Source organism: Variovorax brevis, from assembly GCF_030317105.1.
Classification (GTDB): domain Bacteria; phylum Pseudomonadota; class Gammaproteobacteria; order Burkholderiales; family Burkholderiaceae_C; genus Variovorax; species Variovorax brevis.
Genome location: NZ_JASZYG010000014.1, coordinates 1 through 16704 on the forward strand (window position 1 = coordinate 1; position 16704 = coordinate 16704).

Here is a 16704-nt window from a genome sequence, read left to right on the forward strand (position 1 = left end):
CGCCGGCAACGAAGTGCCGCTGGGCCAGGCCGGCGAAATCTGCGCCAAGGGTCCGCAGGTCATGAGCGGCTACTGGGAAAAGCCTGAGGTCAATGCCGGCGCCTTCACGGCCGACGGCTATTTCCGCACGGGCGACGTCGGCGTGTTCGACGAGCGCGGCTACCTCAAGATCGTAGACCGCATCAAGGACATGATCATCGTCTCGGGCTTCAACGTGTACCCGAACGAGATCGAGGCGGTGGCAACAAGCTGCCCCGGCGTGGCCGAGTGCGCCTGCATCGGCGTGCCCGACGAGAAGACCGGCGAGGCGATCCAGCTGTTCGTCGTGAAGGCGGCGGGCGCCACGCTGGCACCGCAAGACGTCATCGCGCATTGCCGCGCGTCGCTCACGGGCTACAAGGTGCCGAAGGTCGTGCACTTCATCGATGCCTTGCCCAAGTCCACCGTGGGCAAGATCCTGCGGCGCGAACTTCGCGCAACGGAAGCGGCGGCAGTGGCCTGAGGACGATGTCCTATCTGGACGATCCCCGGGTCTACTTCGCTGCGGAACGAACCCTGCTGGCTTGGCAGCGCACCTCGATTGCGTTGATCGGCCTGGGGTTCGTCGTCGAGCGATTCGGCTTGTTCATGCGCGTCGTTGCCAATGACGCGCAGTTGCCGCCGGTGCACGGCCACGCCTCCCTGTTCTTCGGGGTTTTCCTGCTGACGACAGGGGCCGCCGTCGCCGTCTTGTCGGCCTGGCAGTTCCAGCGCTTCCTTCGGGAACTCAGCCACCCCGAAGTGCCGCGCGGTCATATGACCTGGCCGGGAACTGCTGTGAACGTGGCACTTGCAGCGGCTGCGGTGGCAATGGCGGCGTGGTTTGTAGTCACGGGGTGAAGCGGCGCGCCTGGCATTCCCGAGGCCGAAGCCTGCCATCAGCGCTCCCTCGCCAGGGCAGTTCTCAGCGCACGATTCGACAGACCCAAACACCGACTGCGGCGCCGATCAACTCGGCCACGACAAAGCCAGGCGCACTGCCCGGTGCGATCCCGGCAAAGCTGTCGCTGAACATGCGCCCGAACACCGCCGCCGGGTTGGCGAATGATGTGCTGGACGTGAACCAGTAGGCCGCACCGATGTAGCAGGCCACCCACTGCGCGGCCTTGCCTGCCGGCGCGCGCAGGATCACCAGCACCAGGCCGGAAGTCGCCACGAGTTCAGCGATCCATTGACCCCATCCGCTGCGCGTCTTCAAGCTCCACTGGAGCACGCTGAGATCGAACATGGCGTTGGCCAACCAGGCGCCCAGCATCGCGCCCGTCAACTGGGCCAGCACGTATGCCCACAGGCTTGCGGCCGGCAGTTCGCGGCGCAGCGCCATGACGATGCTGACGGCCGGGTTGAAGTACGCACCACTGATCGGACCGAAGACCTCGATCAGCACGTAGAGCGCGAACACGGTGGCGAGGGTGTTGGCCAACAGCGCGATGGCCCCATTGCCACCCGACAGGCGCTCGGCCATGATGCCCGAGCCCACGACCGCGCACAGCAAGCCGGCCGTGCCCAGCAGCTCGGCCAGCGCCTTGTGCCAGACGTTCATGACTTGCCGGCCAGTTCTCGTGCCTGCGTCTGGAGCGTCAACTTGTCAACGCTCGCCTGTGGCAGGTTCACCAGCAGTTCAAGCCGCCGGCGGATGGCGTGCAATGTCTGCCGAAAGGCTTCGAGCTTGTCCTCGACTGACCCCTGCGCCTCCGACGGATCGGCGTAGCCCCAGTGCGCCGTTGCCGGTTGTCCTGGCCAGTACGGGCAAACCTCGCCCGCAGCGTTGTCGCACACGGTGATGACGAGGTCCATGCGCGGTGCGTCGGGTTTGCCGAATTCGTCCCAGCTCTTGCTGCGCAAGCCCTCTGTTGCGATGCCCGCCTTGCTCAGCACGTCCAGCGCCATCGGATTGGGCTGCTGATTCGCGCGCGGACTGCAGCCCGCCGAAAATGCGTGAAAGCGCCCGCCGCCGATGTGGTTCAGGGTTGCCTCGGCCAGGATGCTGCGCGCCGAGTTGTGGGTGCACAGAAACAGCACGTTGATCGGCTTCGATTCGCTCATGTCAGGCCCCATTACCTTGAATCGAAGGCGATGGGCGCTGGCAAGGCTTGCACCTTCAAGTGCACACCGGATTGCTTCATGGAGATTTCCTTCAACACGAACAGGCGTTCACCGCGTCCACAGCACACGCCTCGCCCTGGCAGCAGTTCTCGGTGAGATAGCCCAGGAGCGCGTTCATGCGCTCGAATGAAGCCCGGTAGATCAGATTGCGGCCCTGGCGCTCCTGGCTGACCAAACCGGCGTTCATCAGCTCCTTGAGGTGAAAGGACAGCGTTGCGGGCGGGATGCCGGATCCCTCGGCCATCACGCCGGGTGTCATGCCTTGGTGGCCGGCGATCACCAGGGCACGGAATACCCGGAGGCGGGCGCCTTGAGCCAGTGCGGCAAGCGATCGAACCACTTCATTTTCTTCCATGTTTCCATAATACTGGAAATATGCGGGGATTCAAGAGCCGAGACGCGCGGGATCCAGGGCGATTGAGAGCGAAGGCCGGGCCGGGTCAGCGCTGGCTCTGAGCCACAGAAAGGCCTGTTGGCTCACGTCTTGTCCCGACCAGCACCACGAGGATGCTGGCCGGCTCCGAACTGCGATTTCGCCACGCGTGACGCGTGCCGTTCTGTACGTAGGTGTCGCCGGCGTGAAGCTCCCTCGTTGCACCATTGTCCAGTTCGAGCCAGATGCTGCCGGAGATGACGTAGCCGAAGTCGATGGAATCGCTGGTGTGCATCCCTGGATTCCTGGCTTCGATGTGTGCGGCCAGACCGGGAAACTTCTGTTCCATTTGAACGTACACGTTCTTTCGTTCTGCCGGCTCCAGAGGCACCTCTCGCTCCGGAGGAAGGGTAAAGATGCCGAATCGGAATCCACCCGCTGGAGGAAAGTAATCGCGATAGGCCTGTGCGCTTCCCGCATCGGGAAATGACGGAAGGCTATCCGCGCCCCAGAGCTTGAGGAACTGGAAGCCCAGGCCGGCGACAACGTCAGGCTCGACCACATCGTCGCTCGCGAAGACCGCAAACGATTCGGCGCTATGACCGGTGACAACTCGACGTGCATTCATGGCGTTTCCTGTTTGCAAGCGATGCCGTGCTGAAGAAAGCATCATGCCGCAGATGGCGGCCCGTGAACATGGTTCACGCAGGCCCTGCGCAGGCCCCTCGCCGCTCCGGGTCGAAGGCCATCAAGGCGCCGAGCTAACGCACGGCCCACATACCACCTCAAATAACCAGCCAGTTACTAGGCTAAACCCTATGGACTTAGTCCTTTCGGGCGACAACAATAACTAACCGGATAGTTACATAGACATTGCACCACACCCTCTCACCTCCAAGGAGACAGCCATGGCCTTCATCAAGAACTTCATCGACCAGCAAACCGCGCGGCGTCGCGACTTCCTGTTGGCCAGTGCGTACGGATTGGTCGGCATCGGCGCGGCCACCAATCCGCTGGCGGCCTTCGCGCAGCAGCAGGGCAAGCCGGCCGTCGCCTGGAGCTATCGCGATCGCAACAACCCCTACTGGCACGCGATCGCCTCGGGTGGCGAATCCTTCGTCGAGAGCGTGGGCATGAAGAAGTCCGACATGGTCCACTTGCTGAACAACGGCAGTTCGCAAAAGTCGCTGTCGGACATCCAGGCCTTCCTGTCCAAGACCGGCGGCAAGGCGGCCATTGCCTGCGACGCGAACGACGCGCCCAATTGCCGGCCCATCGTGGAGGCGGTGCGCAAGGCCGGCGCTTTCGTCTCGACCATCTGGAACAAGCCCGACGACCTGCACCCCTGGGACTTCGGCGACGCCTGGGTTTCGCACATGACCTGGTCCGACGAAGGCCCGGCCGAGCAGACCGCGCGCACGCTCTTCACCGCCATGGGCGGCAAGGGCGCGATCGTCGGCGTGGGCGGCATCGCGGCCAACAACCCGGCCATCGAGCGATTCAACGGCATGAAGAAAGCGCTCAAGGACTTCCCCGGCATCCAGTTGCTGGACTACCAGCCGGGCGACTGGTCCACGCAGAAGGCCAACCAGGTGATGGAAGGCTTCCTGACCCGCTTCGGCACGAAGATCGGCGGCGTGTTCTGCGCCAACGATTCGATGGCCTACGGCGTGCTCGAAGCGCTCAAGGCCGACGGGCGCAAGCTGCCGGTGGTGGGCTACGACGGCAGCCCGGAGGCGGTGGACCTGGTCGTCAAGGGCGACCTGCTCACGACCGTGTTCACCAACCCGCACTGGGGCGGCGGCATCACCGCGGCGCTGGCCTACTACGCGGCCATCGGCAAGTTCAAGCCCTCGGCCGAGCCGAAAGAGCATCGCGAGTTCTACGGCCCGTCGATCATGATCACGCAGAAGGACGCAGCCGAGTTCAAGAAGAAATACATCAGCAGCACCCCCAAGTACGACTGGACCGATTTCTGGGGCACCTCCGGCGGCCAGATCAAGTACGGAGCCAGGGCGTGACCGCGCACATGGCGACAACGGGACTGCGGCGCAGCGCGGCAGCAGGCAGCAGCCTGCAGGCGTCGATGCCCGCGCGAACCACTGCCGCGGCGCGCCCGGTGTCGTGGATGCAATGGGCGCCCGCGCTGGTGCTGGCGGCCCTGGTGCTGGGCTTTGCGGCGGCCAACCCGAAGTTCATGACGCTGGCCAATCTGGCCCGAATCGCGATCGCGGCGGCACCCGCGCTGATGGTGGCGGTGGGCGTGACCTTCATCATCGTGATGGGCTCCATCGACCTGTCGATGGAAGGCACGATCTCCACCACGGCAGTGCTCTTCGCCATCCTGTTCAGCGCGCTCGGCGGCGAACTGGCGGCGTGGGGCTGGCTGGCCATTCCCGCGGCGCTGCTGGCGGGCGCCTTGATCGGCTTCGTCAACGGCGTGGTGCACGTCAAGCTGAGCATCCCGTCGTTCATGTCGAGCCTGGCGATGGGATTCGTCGGCATGGGCCTGTCGGTGCTGCTGACGGGCGGCGACATCCTGCGCGTGGACGACAACGCCTTTCGCGCGCTGATCTTCCTTCGCATCGGCGGCTTTCCGCTGATGGTGTACTTGGCCATCGCGCTGGTGTTCGTCGCGTGGTTCATCCAGCGCAAGACCATCCTCGGGCGCCACTTCTACGCGGTGGGCGGTGGTGAGGATCTGGCCCACGCGAGCGGCCTGAACGTCAAGCGCGTGCGCATCCTCGGCTTCATGCTGGCAGGCGTGTTCTATGCGCTTGCCGCCATCTTCGCGGTGGCGCGCGGCGGCATGGCGGAATCGCTCACGGGCTCGAACTTCATGTTCGCATCCGTCACGGCGGTGGTGATCGGCGGCACCTCGCTCATGGGTGGCAGCGGTGGCGTGTGGAACGCGGTCGTCGGTGTGTTGATCGTCAGCGTCATCAACAACGGCATGGTCGTGGTGGGGCTGCCCAACTACCTGCAGGACGGCGTGCTCGGCGTGCTGGTCATCCTTTCGGTCGCACTGGCCGTCAACCGCAAGAACCAATCGCTCGTGAAGTGAGGCCGCCATGCTTGAATTCAGAAAAGTGGAGAAGCGCTTTCCCGGCGTGCACGCCCTCAAGGGCATCGACTTCGAGATCGGGCGCGGCGAGATCGTCGGTCTGGTCGGCGAGAACGGCGCCGGCAAGTCGACGTTGATGAAGGTGCTCTACGGCGCGTACCAACACGACGGCGGCGAGGTGCTGCTCAATGGCAAGCCCACAGCCTTCGCCAGCCCGCGCGACGCGATGCTTCAGGGCATCGGCATGGTGTTCCAGGAGCAATCGCTCATTCCCAACCTCTCGGTGATGGAGAACATCTTCATCGGCTTCGAGCAGCAGTTCGTGCGCTGGGGCATCGTCAACTGGAAGAAGATGGCCGCGGCCGCGCGCCAGCAATTGGCCAAGGTCGAGCTGGACATCGACCCGCGCACGCCGCTGTCGAAGCTGTCGTTCGCGCAGCGCCAACTGGTGGAGCTGGCCAAAGTCATGGCGCTGGAAGAGCGCATCGAAGGCGACCTGGTGATCCTGCTGGATGAGCCGACCTCCGTGCTGTCGAAGGACGAAGTGCAGTTGCTGTTCAGGCTGATCCGCCGGCTGCGCGCGCGGGCCTCCTTCGTGTTCGTGTCGCACCGCATGGACGAAGTCATCGACATCTCCGACCGCATCTACGTCATGAAGGACGGCGCGGTGGTCGACGTGGTCGACGGCAAGACGGCCGTGGCCGAGAGCATCCAGCAGAAGATGGTCGGGCGCGAGATCAGCACGGCTTACTACCGCGAGGAAAAGCAGAAGCCCTGCTCGCAGGAGGTGCTGATCGAGGCCGACGGACTCACGCACGCCGGCAAATTCGAGGACATCACTTTCCGGCTACGGCGCGGCGAGGTGCTGAGCCTGGTCGGCGTCGAAGGCTCGGGCGGCGAAGAGATCATGCGCACCGTGTTCGGCCTGGAGAAGCCGCACAGCGGTTCGCTCAAAATCAAGGGCAAGGCGGTGCGACGCTTCAATGCGGCCAATGGCGTGAAGCACGGCGTGGGCTACATCCCGCGCGAACGCAAGATCGAGGGCATCGTCGGCGGCATGTCGGTGTTCGAGAACATGACGCTCTCGCAGATGGGCCGCTACAGCCGCGGCGGCGTGCTCCAGCGCAAGGCCGAACGCGCGACCGCGCAGCAATGGGTAAAGCGCCTGGAGATCAAGACGCCCTCGGTCGACGCCAACGCGGGCAAGCTCTCGGGCGGCAACCAGCAGAAGGTCGTCATCTCGAAATGGCGCAGCAGCGGCGCGGATGTGATCCTGCTGGACCACCCCACGCGCGGCGTCGACATCGGCGCCAAGGAACACATCTACGAAGTCATCCGCGAGATGTGCGACGACGGCTGCGGCGTGCTGCTGATGGCCGACACGCTGGAAGAGGCGATCGGCCTCTCGCACACGATTGCCGTGCTGCGCGACGGAAAGGTGCAGCAGTGGTTCGACTGCGTGCCCGGCAATAAACCCACGTTATTCGACCTCGTTCACCACATGACCTGAAGAGCTCGCCATGACCTTCGAAAAAATCCGCCCTCACCTCCCCTGGCTGACACTGCTCATGCTCACGCTCGCGGTGAGCGCCATCAACCCCGGCTTCCTGCAACCGTCCAACCTGCTGCAGATGACCGCCGACGTCTCCACGCTGTTCGTGATGGCGCTGGGCATCACGCTGGTGATCTTCATCGGCGGCATCGACCTGTCGGCGCAGTCGGTGGCCAACATGACGACCGTGCTCGCCACGCTGTCACTCCCCTGGCTCGGCGTGTGGTCGGCCTTCGGCGTGGTGGCCGTGGGTGCGCTGCTGGGCTTTGTCTCGGGCTACGCGTCGACGCGGCTCAAGGTACCGTCCTTCATTTCCACGCTGGCCATTGGTGGCATTGCGCTGTCCATCGGCCAGTACGCCTCGGGCCAGCGCGCGATCTTCATGGACGCGGCCCTGCGCGAGCAGTCTTTTGGCTGGGTCACCGCGAGCACGGCGGGCATTCCGCACGAGGTGCTGATCGCCGGCGCGCTGCTGGCCGTGATGCTCTTCGTCGAGCGCCGCACCACCTTTGGCCGCGCGCTGAAAGCCATCGGGGCGGGCGAGCCGGCGGCGGCCGCATCGGGCCTGCGCGTGGAACGCTACAAGATCGCCGTCTACACCCTTTCGGGGCTCATCGCGGCCTTCGCGGGTTTGCTGTTCTCCGTGAAGCTCGCGGGCGGCGCGCCCAATCTGGCGGAGGGCTTCCTGCTGCCGGCCATCGTCGCGGTGCTGATCGGCGGCACGCCTCTCACGGGCGGTGTCGGCGGCGTGCTCAACACGCTCATCGGCGCCATGATCGTGGCCGTGATCCGCACCGGCATGGTGTACCTGGAAGTGCCGGCCACGGCGCAGCAGATCGTGTTCGGCATCGTGCTGACGGTGGCCATTGCACTGACGATCGACCGCAGCAAGCTCGCCACGGTCAAATAGCGCGCCGAAGGCTACCATTGGCATCTTCCCCAACAAAGCGACGAATCCCATGGGCGAATTGATGCCGTTCCGCGCACGCGACCCGGAAGCGACCAAGGCCGACATCCTGGCGGCCGCCAAGGTCGAGTTTGCAAAGCTTGGCCTGGCCGGCGCCCGCGTTGACGTGATTGCCGAAACCTCGGGCGCCAACAAGCGCATGATCTATCACTACTTCGGCGGCAAGGAGCAGCTGTTCGAAGCCGTGGTCGAGGCCGCCTACACCGGCATCCGCGGCAATGAGCAGACACTGGGGCTCGATGCCCTGCCACCAGTGGAGGCGCTGAAAAAGCTGGTGCTGTTCACCTGGCAGTACTACTTGGACAACCCCGAGTTCATCACGCTGGTCAACAGCGCCAACCTCCACGAAGCACGGCACATTGCCGGCAACAAGCAGTTGCGCAAGCTGCAGAAGGCGTACGTCGAGAGCGTCGATGCGATCCTCAAGCGCGGCGCGGCCGAGGGCGTTTTTCGCAGCGGCATCGACGCGGTGCAGCTGTGCATCACCATTGCGGCGATCGCGTTTTATTACCTGAACAACCGCCATACGGGCGCGGTTCTGTTCGGCTTCAATTTCACCAGCCGCGACGCGCTGGCGGCGCGGTTGAAGTTCAACATGGACACGATCCTGCGGCTGGTGCTGCGCGACCCCGACGGCGCCTGATCTTGCTCCCTCTCCCTCCGGGAGAGGGCGGGGGTGAGGGCACCGGGCCTCAAATAGCGTTGCAGCATTTCAACCGCCCGGTGCCCTCACCCTGACCCTCTCCCGGAGGGAGAGGGGACAAGATGGAGAGGCAACTACCATTGACCCATGACCCCGGACGACCTCGAAAAGCTTTGCACCCTCCAAATGCCCTTCGGCAAGCACAAGGGCAAGGTCATCGCCGACCTGCCGGGCAACTACCTGACGTGGTTCGCCCGCGAAGGCTTTCCCAAGGGCGAGATTGGCCGGCTGCTGCAGCTCATGCACGAAATCGACCACAACGGCCTCAAGCAGCTGCTGGCGCCCCTGCGCCGCCGCTGATTTCCCCTGCGCCGGGCGGGGACGCGGCGCCGGCCTATCATCGGCGTCCGATTTGAGGACTTCGCATGACGACCACAACCACCACCTACCCCGACACCCGCCTGCTCATCGCCAACGAATGGTGCGACGCCGCCAGTGGCAAGACCATCGACGTGGTCAACCCCGCCACCGGCAAGACGATCGGCAAGGTTGCGCACGCCGGCACCGCCGACCTGGACCGCGCGCTGGCCGCCGCACAGGCCGGCTTTGAAAAGTGGCGCAGGACGCCCGCCAACGAGCGCGCCATCATCATGCGCAAGGCCGCCGGCCTGCTGCGCGAGCGCGCCGGCGACATCGGCCGCATCCTCACGCAAGAACAAGGCAAACCCTATGTCGAAGCGCGCGGCGAAGCCACCGCCGGCGCCGACATCATCGAATGGTTTGCCGACGAAGGCCGCCGCCTGTATGGCCGCATCGTGCCATCGCGCAACCTCAATTCCTCGCAACTGGTCATGAAGGAAGCCATCGGCCCCGTCGCCGCCTTCACGCCGTGGAACTTCCCCATCAACCAGATCGTGCGCAAGCTCGGCGCGGCACTGGCCAGCGGCTGCTCCTTCCTGTGCAAGGCGCCGGAAGAAACGCCCGCCTCGCCCGCTGCGCTGATGCAGTGCTTCGTCGATGCCGGCATTCCGCCCGGCGTGGTCGGCCTGGTGTATGGCGACCCGGCTGAAATCTCCAGTTACCTGATTCCGCACCCCGTCATCCGCAAGGTGACCTTCACGGGCTCGACGCCGGTCGGCAAGCAGTTGGCTGCCATGGCTGGCCTGCACATGAAGCGCGCCACGATGGAACTGGGCGGCCACGCACCCGTCATCGTCGCGGCCGATGCCGACATCGGCCTGGCGGTCAAGGCCGCGGGCGGCGCGAAGTTCCGCAACGCCGGCCAGGTCTGCATCTCGCCGACCCGCTTCCTGGTGCACAACAGCATCCGCGCCGAGTTCGCGAAGGCGCTCACCACCCAGACCGAGCGCCTCAAGCTGGGCGACGGCCTGGTCGAAGGCACCACCCTCGGCCCCTTGGCCAACGCACGCCGCATCGGCGCCATGGACAAGATCCTGGCCGACGCGCGCAAGACCGGCGCCAAGGTGCTGACCGGCGGCGAGCGCGTGGGCAGCGATGGCAACTTCTTCGCACCCACCGTGCTGGACGAAGTCTCGCTCGAAGCCGACGTGTTCAACAACGAACCCTTCGGCCCCATCGCCGCCATCCGCGGTTTCGACACGCTGGAAGAAGCCATTGCCGAAGCCAACCGCCTGCCCTTCGGCTTGGCCGGCTACGCCTTCACGCAGTCGATCAAGAACGCGCACATCCTGGCGCAGCAGGTGGAAGTCGGCATGCTGTGGATCAACCAGCCCGCAGCGCCCACGCCTGAAATGCCCTTCGGCGGCGTGAAGGATTCGGGCTACGGCTCGGAAGGCGGCCCGGAAGCCATGGAAGCCTATGTGGTGACCAAGGCCGTGTCGATCATGGCGGCCTGACGCAGGCTTTGCGTTTTGTTGAGCGCGGCGACGGATGCGTTGCCGCGCTTTTTTATTGTTGTTGGCCCTGCTTCAGCGGCACAGGGTGGTCGTGCCCACGGGCCGGCAGGTCTTGCCGTCGATCGACTGGTAGCGGTCCAGTTGACCGTTGCGATTCCATGTGTTGCCCTGGGTGTCGCGGCAACCGGTCGCATCGCAGTGGCGGATGCGCGGGCGCTGGTCGCGCGGCACCGGCGGCCGGCGATACGCCCCGCCGTAGACACCCGGGTAGCCATAGCCATCGTCGAGCACCACCGCGTCGCCGACCGAGGGGTTCACAGGGTTCGATGCGGCGCCGATGGTATTGGCGCTGTTGCCGATGATGGCCGGCCCCCCGGGCATTGCGTTTTGCAGCGGCGCACGTGGCGGGGCGGCGTTGGCATGGGGGTCCCGGGCCGGTACATCGGAGGCCATGGGAACTTCGGGTGCGGGCACCACACTGACTGCCGCGCCGCCGACGCCGCCCGTGCGCCGCGTGCCCGCAGGGCAGGCGCCGTCGGTGTAGCTCACGTTGCCGGCCGGGTCGGCGCAGCGGATCACCTCGGCGTGCGCGGCCGTGGCCAGCAAGGCGATGAAGGCACAAGGAACGACAAGGCGGCGCATGTCCGGCATTGTGCGCGCGCCAATTGGCTCTTGCAGGGCCGGTCAGCGACGTGGCGCGGGCGCTGCGCTGGCGGCTACCCTTGCGTCCGCCGCCGCAGTCTTCGACGCAGCCGTCGCCCTCGCCGGCCACAAGACCGAGCCAATGGCCACCACCATCAGCACCACCGCCGTCCAGTCCTGCCAGTGCACCGTCTCGCCCAGCCACAGCGCGCTGCTGAAGACGCCGATCACCGGAATCAGCATCACGCTCAAGGACGAGGCCACGGGCGGCAGGCCGCGCGCCAGCACGAACCATGCGGCGTGCGCAAAGCCGAAGATGAGGATCGCGTTGTAGATGATGGCGCCCCAGGTCGCGGTGCCGGGCATCCGCCATTGCGGTTGCTCGAACAGCACACCGAGCAGCGTCAACACCACAGCGGTGAGCGTGGTCATCCAGAACGAAAGCGTGAGCGTCGGCACCGTGAGGGTCGTGCGGCGCAACAGTTGCGTGCCCAGCGCCCAGGTGCAGGCCGCAAAGAGCGCCAGCGCAACGTAGCCGGGCTGGCCGGCCAGATCGGTGGACTCATGCCACAGCAACAGGCCGACGCCCACCGCGGCAGCCGTCACGCCCAGCCAGCCGCGCCGCGTGAGCGCCGTCGAGAACAGCAGCGCGCCGATCACCGCCGAGAAGATCGGCATGCTGTAGCCGAGGATGGCCGAGCGTCCGCTGGGCAAGTGCTTCACCGCCAGGATGATGCAGGCATGCCAGACGAACATGTTGGTGGCCGCCAGCCACAGCAGTTGTGCCCAGTGCCTGCGCGGCACGCGAAAGGGCACCTTCATCGCCACCAGCACCGCGCCGAGGATGGGCACGCCCAGCCAGATGGAGATCGCCCGGAAGGTCAACGGCGGAAAGCCGTCGATCCCCAGTTTCATGACGGGCCAGTTCAGGCCCCATACGAGCGTGAGTGGAATGAGCAGCGCAAGCTGGAGCCGGGTGAGGGATTGCATCGGGTCGCATTGTTGCAGCCACGCAGGATCCGCGCTGGCGACGAAGCCCGCATCTCATGTAAAGGCATGTCATGCACATGCCAGGAACACCGCGGAACCGGCTTTGCCGGGCCGCCGGTGTTGCCCCCGGTAGGGGGTTGGAGGCTACACGAAGTGAGCAAGCCTGGGGGCGAGCAATAGCTCTCCGGGCCGCTGGTGTTGCCCCCGGTAGGGGGTTGGGGCTACACGAAGTGAGCAAGCCTGGGGGCGAGCCCAGTTACTGCGCGCCGACGTAGTCCGACATCACCTTCCATTTGCCATCGACGATCTGCGACAGGCGCGACTGGTCGTTGCCCAGGCGCTTGGTGGCGGTGTAGTTGCTCTTGGGGCTGCCGAACATGTCGGGCTCATAGGTCATGGTGTCCATGGCCTTGATGAACGTGTCGGTCGTCAGGTTCGGTCCGGCCTTCTGCGCGGCCTGCACGAAGGACTGGATGACCAGGTAGCCATACACCGAGAACACCGCCGGGTCTTCGTTGAACTTGGTCTTGTACTTGTTGGCCCAGAAGCGCAGCGGCTGCGACTGCTCGTCGGTGTAGGGGTTCTGCACCGTCATGGTGGCGTACAAGCCATCCATGGCCTTGCCGCCCAGCTTGTGGATGAGGTCGGTGTAGGCCGCACTGGTGCCCAGGAAGGCCGGATTGAAGCCCGTCTTGCGCGCCTCGCCGATGGTGCCGATGGTCTCGCGGATGATGGTGCCGAGCACGACGAGGTCGCAATTGGCGGCCTTCATCTTCGCGACCTGCGACGAGAAATCGGTGGCGCCGCGCTTGAACGAGGTCTTCTCGACCAGTTCGAGGCCCGCGACCTTCAGGCCGGCTTCGGCGCCGCGCTGCACTTCGAGGCCGAACTCGTCGTCCTGGTAGATGGTGCACACGCGCTTGGCGCCCTTGTCCTTGATCATCTTGGGCAGGGTCAGGCGCATCTGGTCGTAGTAGGTGGCCGCGAAGGAATACTTCAGCCGGTTGAGCGGCTCGTACATTTCGCGCGCCGCGGCGATCGGGAAGAAGTTGACGACGTTCTTCTCGAACTGCACGGGCATCGCCGCCATGTTCTGCGCCGTGCCGATGTGGCCGGCCATGATGAAGATCTTTTCCTGGTTGACCAGCTTCTGCGCCGCGAGCACCGCCTTCTTGGGGTCGTAGCCGGAGTCCTCGACGAAGAGCTTGAGCTTGCGGCCGTGGATGCTGCCCTGCTCGTTGTATTCATCGACCGCCAGCTGCATCCCGCTGCGCACCTGCTTGCCATAGCCGGCGAGCGGACCCGACAGGTCCTGGATGGTGCCGATGCGGATCTCGTCCTTGCTCACGCCCTGTTGCTGCGCCCTTGCCGCGCCGGCGCCCAGCGCCAACGAAGTCGCAAGGGCCAATGCTGTCAACGTCTTCATCACAGTCTCCTTTGGGGTCACAAAAAATCTATGCGTACATGGCGTCGATGCGCTCGGCGTACTTGGCCTGCACCAGCTTGCGCTTGAGCTTCATCGTCGGCGTGAGTTCTTCGTCTTCGGCGCTCAGCTGCGTTTCGAGCAGGAAGAACTTCTTGATCTGCTCCACGCGCGCGAACTTCGCGTTGACGCGATCGACTTCGGCCTGGATCAGGTCCTGCACCGCCTGCGCGCGCGTCAGGCTGGTGTAGTTGCTGAAGGGCACGTCGTTGTCCTGGGCAAACTTCTCGACGTTCTCCTGGTCGATCATGACGATGACCGTGAGGTAGGCGCGCTTGTCGCCGATCACCACCGCGTCGGTGATGTAGGGGCTGAACTTGAGTTCGTTCTCCAGCTCGCTCGGCGTGATGTTCTTTCCGCCCGCCGTGATGATGATGTCTTTCATCCGGTCGGTGATGCGCAGGTAGCCGTCGTCGTCCATGCTGCCGACGTCGCCGGTGTGCAGCCAGCCATCGGCGTCGACGGTCTCTGCGGTCTTCTCGGGCAGGTTGAGATAGCCCATGAAGACGTTGGGTCCGCGCACCAGGATCTCGCCCGTGACGTCATCCACACGCACTTCGTTGTAGCGCGCGGCGGGACCGATGGAGCCGGGCTTGATGCGTTGCGGCGGCACGCCGGTGGAAGCGCCGCAGGATTCGGTCATGCCCCACACCTCAAGCATCGGAACGCCCAGCGCGAGATACCACTTGACAAGGTCCGGCGAGATCGGCGCCGCGCCGGTGACCAGGAAGCGTGCGCGATGGATGCCGATGAGCTTTCGCACGTTGTCCAGCGCCAGCAGGCGTGCAATGCGGAACTTGAACTTGAGCGCGCCACTGACCGGCTCACCCGCGAGCACATGGCCGGCGATCTTCTGGCCGACGCCGATGCTCCACGCATAGGCCGCCTGCTGCACGCCGCTGGCTTCCTTGAGCGCGATCATCACGCCGGAATAGAACTTCTCCCACACGCGGGGCACGGCCGTGAACACCGTGGGCGCGATCTCGCGCACGTTCTCGGGAACCGTTTCGGGGTTCTCGACGAAGTTGAGGATCGAGCCCGTGTACATCGCAAAGTATTCGCCGCCCATGCGTTCGGCGATGTGGCACAGCGGCAGGAAGCACATGCGTTCGTCGCGTTCGTCCTGCGCCACCAGCATGTTGTAGCCGCGCGTGGTGTAGACGAGGCCGGCGTGGCTGTGCATCGCGCCCTTGGGCTTGCCGGTGGTGCCTGAGGTGTAGACGAGGATGGCGAGGTCCTGCGGCCGGCAGGCGGCAACGCGTTCGTCGATCGCAGCGGGGTGCGCCGCGTTGTACTCGCGGCCCAGCGCCTGCAGCGCGTCGAGGCTGATGACGCCGGGGTCGTTGAATTCGCGCAGACCTTCCATGTCGAAGACGATGACCTTGCGCAGCAGCGGAAGGCTGTTGCGCACTTCGAGCGCCTTGTCGAGTTGTTCGTCGTCTTCCACGAAGAGGATGGTGCTGCGCGAGTCTTCGCAGAGGTACTGCACCTGCGAGGCGGCGTCGGTCGGGTAGATGCCGTTGGCCACGCCGCCGCAACTGAGCACGGCCAGGTCCGCGAGCACCCATTCGATGACGGTGTTCGACAGGATCGAGGCGCATTCGCCGGGCCCGAAGCCGAGGGAGAGCAGGCCGCCCGCGATCTCGCGAACCACGTCGGCGGTCTGGCGCCAGGTCCAGCTGCGCCAGATGCCCAGTTTTTTCTGCCGCATCCAGACCTTGTCGCTGCGCATGTTGGCGGCGTTCCAGAACATGGCGGGAATGGTTTCGCCCGGCACGACGATGTCGAGCCGCGGCTGCATGTGGTCGGTGTCCCAGAGGCCTTTCATGCGTTCATCTCCAGGTCTTCTTTTTCTTCCACCGGCGTTCACCGCGCACGCCCTCTTCCTTGAGGCCGAGGTAGAACTCCTTGATGTCCTCTTTCTCGCGCAGGCGCTCGCAGGTGTCTTCCATGACGATGCGGCCGTTTTCCAGCACGTAGCCGTAGTCCGATGCGTTGAGGGCCATGTTGGCGTTTTGCTCGACGAGCAGGATGGTGGTGCCGCGCTCGCGATTGATGCGCACGACGATCTCGAAGATTTCCTTGGTGAGCTTGGGCGACAGCCCGAGGCTGGGTTCGTCGAGCAGGATGAGGTCGGGCGCGGCCATGATGGCGCGCGAGATGGAGAGCATTTGTTGCTGGCCGCCTGACAGCAGCCCGGCGTCCTGGGTGGCGCGCTCGCGTAGGATGGGAAAGTAGGCGTAGACGGTTTCGATGTCGCGCGCCACGCCGTCGCGGTCCTTGCGGGTGTAGGCGCCCATCAGCAGGTTGTCCTTGACGGAGAGCAGCGGGAACACTTCACGGCCTTCGGGCACGTGGCTGAGTCCCTGTTGCACGATGAACGCTGGGTCCTTGGCGGTGATGTTCTGGCCCTTGAACTCGATGCTGCCCTTGCGCGGGTCGATGATGCCGGAGATGGTCTTGAGGATGGTCGTCTTGCCGGCGCCGTTGGAGCCGAGCACGGTCGCGATCTCGCCTGGCCTGACCTTGAGGCTCACGCCCCGAATCGCCTTGATGGGACCGTAGGCGCTTTCTACGTTGAGCAGTTGGAGGACGCTGTTGTCGGCGCTCATGTTCTATCGCCTTGTTGTTGTGCGGGGGGCGTCGGGGGGCCATAGGACAGGGAGCGTTGGGGCGGCGTCGGCGGGCGGTATGCCTGCGGGCGGCTGACGCCTCGGGTCCTTCGGACTTCGCTGCTGCTCCTCGCGAAAGGCGGGGTCCGCAGAACTCGCTGCACTTCGTTCCGCTCAAACAGCTGCGGCCCTTTTCCCGCCTTTCGCTGCGGTGCTCGCCCGAGGCTCAACAGCCGCCCGCAGGCATACCACCCACCGACGCTGGACACGGTGGGGGTGAACTGTCCACTGCTCACGGGTGGGGGGTGAACTGGACGTTTCGACGGTCGTGGCCAAGGGAAAGAGTGTGCGCGCCT

18 protein-coding genes are annotated in these 16704 nt (G+C 65.1%); 9 read left to right on the top strand and 9 right to left on the bottom strand.

Going from position 1 to position 16704, the window contains the following annotated elements; genetic code table 11:
- A partial coding sequence (locus tag QTI66_RS30380) for an AMP-binding enzyme (RefSeq protein WP_286564014.1) occupies nucleotides 1-502 on the top strand: 502 nt, incomplete at its 5' end.
- A gap of 5 nt (nucleotides 503-507) precedes the next feature.
- On the top strand, nucleotides 508-879 hold the full coding sequence (locus QTI66_RS30385) for a YidH family protein (protein WP_286564015.1): 372 nt from the start codon (nucleotides 508-510) through the stop codon (nucleotides 877-879).
- Nucleotides 880-943: 64 nt separating this feature from the next.
- On the opposite strand, the gene QTI66_RS30390 is transcribed toward QTI66_RS30385, so the two are convergent.
- The 4 genes from QTI66_RS30390 to QTI66_RS30405 form a co-directional block, all read right to left on the bottom strand.
- A complete protein-coding gene (locus tag QTI66_RS30390; protein WP_286564016.1) occupies nucleotides 944-1582 on the bottom strand; it encodes an aquaporin in 639 nt (212 codons plus the stop codon).
- On the bottom strand, nucleotides 1579-2085 hold the full coding sequence (locus QTI66_RS30395) for an arsenate reductase ArsC (protein WP_286564017.1): 507 nt from the start codon (nucleotides 2083-2085) through the stop codon (nucleotides 1579-1581). Before QTI66_RS30395 ends, QTI66_RS30390 begins: the two co-directional genes overlap by 4 nt.
- Before the next feature lie 91 nt (nucleotides 2086-2176).
- Nucleotides 2177-2500: an ArsR/SmtB family transcription factor gene (locus QTI66_RS30400; RefSeq protein ID WP_286564018.1), complete on the bottom strand. Its 324-nt coding sequence runs from the start codon at nucleotides 2498-2500 to the stop codon at nucleotides 2177-2179.
- An 85-nt stretch (nucleotides 2501-2585) separates the two neighbouring features.
- The gene (locus QTI66_RS30405; protein WP_286564019.1) at nucleotides 2586-3191 is read right to left on the bottom strand and encodes a cupin domain-containing protein; all 606 of its coding nucleotides are present in this window, start codon (nucleotides 3189-3191) and stop codon (nucleotides 2586-2588) included.
- A 235-nt stretch (nucleotides 3192-3426) separates the two neighbouring features.
- Between QTI66_RS30405 and QTI66_RS30410 the strand changes: the two genes are divergently transcribed.
- From QTI66_RS30410 to QTI66_RS30440, 7 genes are all read left to right on the top strand, one after another.
- Entirely contained in the window at nucleotides 3427-4539 is a 1113-nt protein-coding gene (locus QTI66_RS30410; protein ID WP_286564020.1) for a sugar ABC transporter substrate-binding protein, read from the top strand.
- Nucleotides 4536-5582, top strand: a complete 1047-nt coding sequence (locus QTI66_RS30415; RefSeq protein WP_286564021.1) for an ABC transporter permease — start codon at nucleotides 4536-4538, stop codon at nucleotides 5580-5582. The genes QTI66_RS30410 and QTI66_RS30415 overlap by 4 nt, the downstream gene beginning before the upstream one ends.
- 7 nt (nucleotides 5583-5589) lie before the next feature.
- Nucleotides 5590-7092 carry a sugar ABC transporter ATP-binding protein gene (locus tag QTI66_RS30420; RefSeq protein WP_286564022.1) on the top strand — a complete coding sequence of 501 codons (1503 nt, stop codon included), beginning with the start codon at nucleotides 5590-5592 and terminating at the stop codon, nucleotides 7090-7092.
- A 10-nt stretch (nucleotides 7093-7102) separates the two neighbouring features.
- A complete protein-coding gene (locus QTI66_RS30425) occupies nucleotides 7103-8044 on the top strand; it encodes an ABC transporter permease (RefSeq protein ID WP_286564024.1) in 942 nt (313 codons plus the stop codon).
- 49 nt (nucleotides 8045-8093) lie between these two features.
- Nucleotides 8094-8744 carry a TetR/AcrR family transcriptional regulator gene (locus tag QTI66_RS30430; protein ID WP_286564025.1) on the top strand — a complete coding sequence of 217 codons (651 nt, stop codon included), beginning with the start codon at nucleotides 8094-8096 and terminating at the stop codon, nucleotides 8742-8744.
- 147 nt (nucleotides 8745-8891) lie between these two features.
- Complete coding sequence (locus tag QTI66_RS30435) at nucleotides 8892-9104, top strand: DUF3820 family protein (RefSeq protein WP_286564026.1); 213 nt, start codon at nucleotides 8892-8894, stop codon at nucleotides 9102-9104.
- Between the two features lie 65 nt (nucleotides 9105-9169).
- On the top strand, nucleotides 9170-10621 hold the full coding sequence (locus tag QTI66_RS30440; RefSeq protein WP_286564027.1) for an NAD-dependent succinate-semialdehyde dehydrogenase: 1452 nt from the start codon (nucleotides 9170-9172) through the stop codon (nucleotides 10619-10621).
- Between the two features lie 72 nt (nucleotides 10622-10693).
- On the opposite strand, the gene QTI66_RS30445 is transcribed toward QTI66_RS30440, so the two are convergent.
- From QTI66_RS30445 to QTI66_RS30465, 5 genes are all read right to left on the bottom strand, one after another.
- Entirely contained in the window at nucleotides 10694-11263 is a 570-nt protein-coding gene (locus tag QTI66_RS30445) for a DUF4124 domain-containing protein (RefSeq protein ID WP_286564028.1), read from the bottom strand.
- Between the two features lie 42 nt (nucleotides 11264-11305).
- The gene (locus QTI66_RS30450; RefSeq protein WP_286564029.1) at nucleotides 11306-12253 is read right to left on the bottom strand and encodes a DMT family transporter; all 948 of its coding nucleotides are present in this window, start codon (nucleotides 12251-12253) and stop codon (nucleotides 11306-11308) included.
- Nucleotides 12254-12509: 256 nt separating this feature from the next.
- Entirely contained in the window at nucleotides 12510-13679 is a 1170-nt protein-coding gene (locus tag QTI66_RS30455; protein WP_286564030.1) for an ABC transporter substrate-binding protein, read from the bottom strand.
- Nucleotides 13680-13707: 28 nt separating this feature from the next.
- The gene (locus tag QTI66_RS30460; RefSeq protein WP_286564031.1) at nucleotides 13708-15564 is read right to left on the bottom strand and encodes an AMP-dependent synthetase/ligase; all 1857 of its coding nucleotides are present in this window, start codon (nucleotides 15562-15564) and stop codon (nucleotides 13708-13710) included.
- 4 nt (nucleotides 15565-15568) lie between these two features.
- Entirely contained in the window at nucleotides 15569-16348 is a 780-nt protein-coding gene (locus QTI66_RS30465; protein ID WP_286564032.1) for an ABC transporter ATP-binding protein, read from the bottom strand.
- Nucleotides 16349-16704: the final 356 nt, after the last annotated feature.

What these genes read in the sequence shown, in the direction of transcription:
- QTI66_RS30385 (WP_286564015.1), top strand. Translation starts at nt 508, where the DNA reads ATGTCCTATCTGGACGATCCCCGGGTCTACTTCGCTGCGGAACGAACC.
- QTI66_RS30390 (WP_286564016.1), bottom strand. Translation starts at nt 1,582, where the DNA reads ATGAACGTCTGGCACAAGGCGCTGGCCGAGCTGCTGGGCACGGCCGGC.
- QTI66_RS30395 (WP_286564017.1), bottom strand. Translation starts at nt 2,085, where the DNA reads ATGAGCGAATCGAAGCCGATCAACGTGCTGTTTCTGTGCACCCACAAC.
- QTI66_RS30400 (WP_286564018.1), bottom strand. Translation starts at nt 2,500, where the DNA reads ATGGAAGAAAATGAAGTGGTTCGATCGCTTGCCGCACTGGCTCAAGGC.
- QTI66_RS30405 (WP_286564019.1), bottom strand. Translation starts at nt 3,191, where the DNA reads ATGATGCTTTCTTCAGCACGGCATCGCTTGCAAACAGGAAACGCCATG.
- QTI66_RS30410 (WP_286564020.1), top strand. Translation starts at nt 3,427, where the DNA reads ATGGCCTTCATCAAGAACTTCATCGACCAGCAAACCGCGCGGCGTCGC.
- QTI66_RS30420 (WP_286564022.1), top strand. Translation starts at nt 5,590, where the DNA reads ATGCTTGAATTCAGAAAAGTGGAGAAGCGCTTTCCCGGCGTGCACGCC.
- QTI66_RS30425 (WP_286564024.1), top strand. Translation starts at nt 7,103, where the DNA reads ATGACCTTCGAAAAAATCCGCCCTCACCTCCCCTGGCTGACACTGCTC.
- QTI66_RS30430 (WP_286564025.1), top strand. Translation starts at nt 8,094, where the DNA reads ATGGGCGAATTGATGCCGTTCCGCGCACGCGACCCGGAAGCGACCAAG.
- QTI66_RS30435 (WP_286564026.1), top strand. Translation starts at nt 8,892, where the DNA reads ATGACCCCGGACGACCTCGAAAAGCTTTGCACCCTCCAAATGCCCTTC.
- QTI66_RS30440 (WP_286564027.1), top strand. Translation starts at nt 9,170, where the DNA reads ATGACGACCACAACCACCACCTACCCCGACACCCGCCTGCTCATCGCC.
- QTI66_RS30445 (WP_286564028.1), bottom strand. Translation starts at nt 11,263, where the DNA reads ATGCGCCGCCTTGTCGTTCCTTGTGCCTTCATCGCCTTGCTGGCCACG.
- QTI66_RS30450 (WP_286564029.1), bottom strand. Translation starts at nt 12,253, where the DNA reads ATGCAATCCCTCACCCGGCTCCAGCTTGCGCTGCTCATTCCACTCACG.
- QTI66_RS30455 (WP_286564030.1), bottom strand. Translation starts at nt 13,679, where the DNA reads ATGAAGACGTTGACAGCATTGGCCCTTGCGACTTCGTTGGCGCTGGGC.
- QTI66_RS30460 (WP_286564031.1), bottom strand. Translation starts at nt 15,564, where the DNA reads ATGAAAGGCCTCTGGGACACCGACCACATGCAGCCGCGGCTCGACATC.
- QTI66_RS30465 (WP_286564032.1), bottom strand. Translation starts at nt 16,348, where the DNA reads ATGAGCGCCGACAACAGCGTCCTCCAACTGCTCAACGTAGAAAGCGCC.